At 73.7% G+C, this 1,880-nt stretch carries 1 protein-coding gene; it reads left to right on the top strand.

The genetic code is table 11. From position 1 onward, the window contains the following. Nucleotides 1–22 precede the first annotated feature (22 nt). Nucleotides 23–1,879: a TPM domain-containing protein gene (locus I0Q12_RS20990; protein ID WP_197254290.1), complete on the top strand. Its 1,857-nt coding sequence runs from the start codon at nt 23–25 to the stop codon at nt 1,877–1,879. The last annotated feature ends 1 nt before the right edge of the window (nt 1,880 follow it).

The following is a 1,880-nucleotide window of genomic DNA, read 5'->3' as shown; positions in this document are numbered from 1 at the left end:
CACCCGACCGGTCCCCCGCCCGATCCTCGCGGCTGTGCCCGCCGTGCTGGCACTGCTGGCGCTGCTGTTGTGGCCCGGGGCCGCGTCCGCCGACACCCCGCTGCGCCTGCCCGGGCAGATCACCGACTCCTCCGGCGTGCTGGACGCGAACGCGAAGGCCGAGGTCCAGTCGGCACTGGACCGGTTGTACGGCGACCATCAGGTGCAGTTGTGGGTCGCGTACGTACCGAGCTTCTCCGGGATGTCCGGCGCCGACTGGACCGAGGCCACGGCGAAGGCGAGCGGATTCGGGCCGAAGACGGCGCTGTTGGCCGTCGCCACCACCGACCGCGATTACAGCTTCTGGGTGTCGAACGACGTGACCGACGTCTCCGACGCGGAGGTCGAGTCGATCGCCACGAACCAGGTGCGGCCGCAACTGGTGGAGGAGGACTGGGCCGGTGCCGCCATCGCCGCGGCCGAGGGCCTGGACGACGCGCTCTCCCCCGCGTCGATGACGCCGCTGATCGTCGGTGGCGGTGTCGTCGTAGCCGGAGCGGGGGGCGTCTACCTGTACACGCGGCGGTCGAAGCGCAAGCGTGCCGAGGCCGGTGCCCGGGCCGCGGCCGGGATCGACCCGACCGACACCGCTGCGCTGGCGGCACTGCCGCTCGACGTCCTCGACGCCCGCGCGAAGGACATCCTCGTCGACACCGACAACGCGGTGCGCACCAGCGCCGAGGAACTCGAACTGGCGCGCGGCGAGTTCGGCGAGCAGTCCGTCGCCCCGTTCGCGACGGCCTTCGCCCAGGCCCAGGCCGCGCTCGCGAAAGCCTTCGAAATCCGGCAGCGCCTCGACGACGCGATTCCCGAGACCCCGCAGCAGCGCCGCGACATGCTCGTCGACCTGATCTCCACGTGCGGGCGCGCCGGGCGCGAACTCGACGCGCGGGTCACCGAATTCGACGGGATGCGTGATCTGCTGCTCGACGCCCCGGCCCGCCTCGACGCGCTCACCCAGCAGGTCGTGACGCTCACCGCGCGGGTGCCCGCGTCCGAGGCGGTGCTGACCGCGCTGCGCGCCGAGTTCCCCGCCGAGACGCTCGCGCCGGTCGCGCAGAACACAGCGCTCGCCCGTGAGCAGCTCGCGTTCGCCGAGAAGTCCATCGCCGACGGTCGCGACGCTGTCGCGTTGCCGGTCGGGAAGCAGGGTCCGGCGGTCGGTGCGATCCGGGCGGCCGAGGGCGCGCTGACGCAGGCGTCGACGCTGCTCGACGGTGTCGATCACGCGGAGGCCGACATTCGGCACGCGATGGCGACGCTGCCCGCGGCGATCGCGGACCTGGAGCAGGGTGTCGCCGCCGCCGAGCAGCTCGCGGCGAGCGGCGGTGCGGACCTGGCGACGGCGAAGGCCGCGGCGACCGAGGCTCTCGCCCACGCGCGTGCCGCGCAGGCGACCGACCCTCTGGGCAGTTTCACCCGCGTCGCCGAGGCCGACGCCACGCTCGACGCGGTGCTCGCCCGCACCCGCGAGGCGCAGGAACAGGCCGAGCGCACCCGGCAGAAGCTGCAGCAGGATCTGACGGCCGCGCAGTCTCAGGTCACGTCCGCGGCCGACTTCATCGGCACGCGGCGCGGCGCGGTCGGCGCCGAGGCCCGCACCCGGCTGTCGGAGGCACAACGGCACCTGCAGGCGGCGCAGCAGCTCGCCTCGACCGACGCGGCGCAGGCGTTGCAGCACGCGCAGGCCGCGACACAGCTGGGCGCGAAGGCGTTGTGGGCCGCGCAGAGCGACGTGCGGCAGTGGGAGCAGCGTCAGCAGCCGCGCAGCTCGGGCAACGACATGACCGGCGCGATCCTCGGCGGCATCCTGATCGACAGCATCCTGCGCGGCTGCTGAC

Source organism: Rhodococcus sp. CX (assembly GCF_015865005.1).
GTDB lineage: Bacteria > Actinomycetota > Actinomycetes > Mycobacteriales > Mycobacteriaceae > Rhodococcus.
The sequence above is the reverse complement of the archived record's forward strand: the minus strand, read 5'-3'. Positions and strand labels throughout refer to the sequence as shown.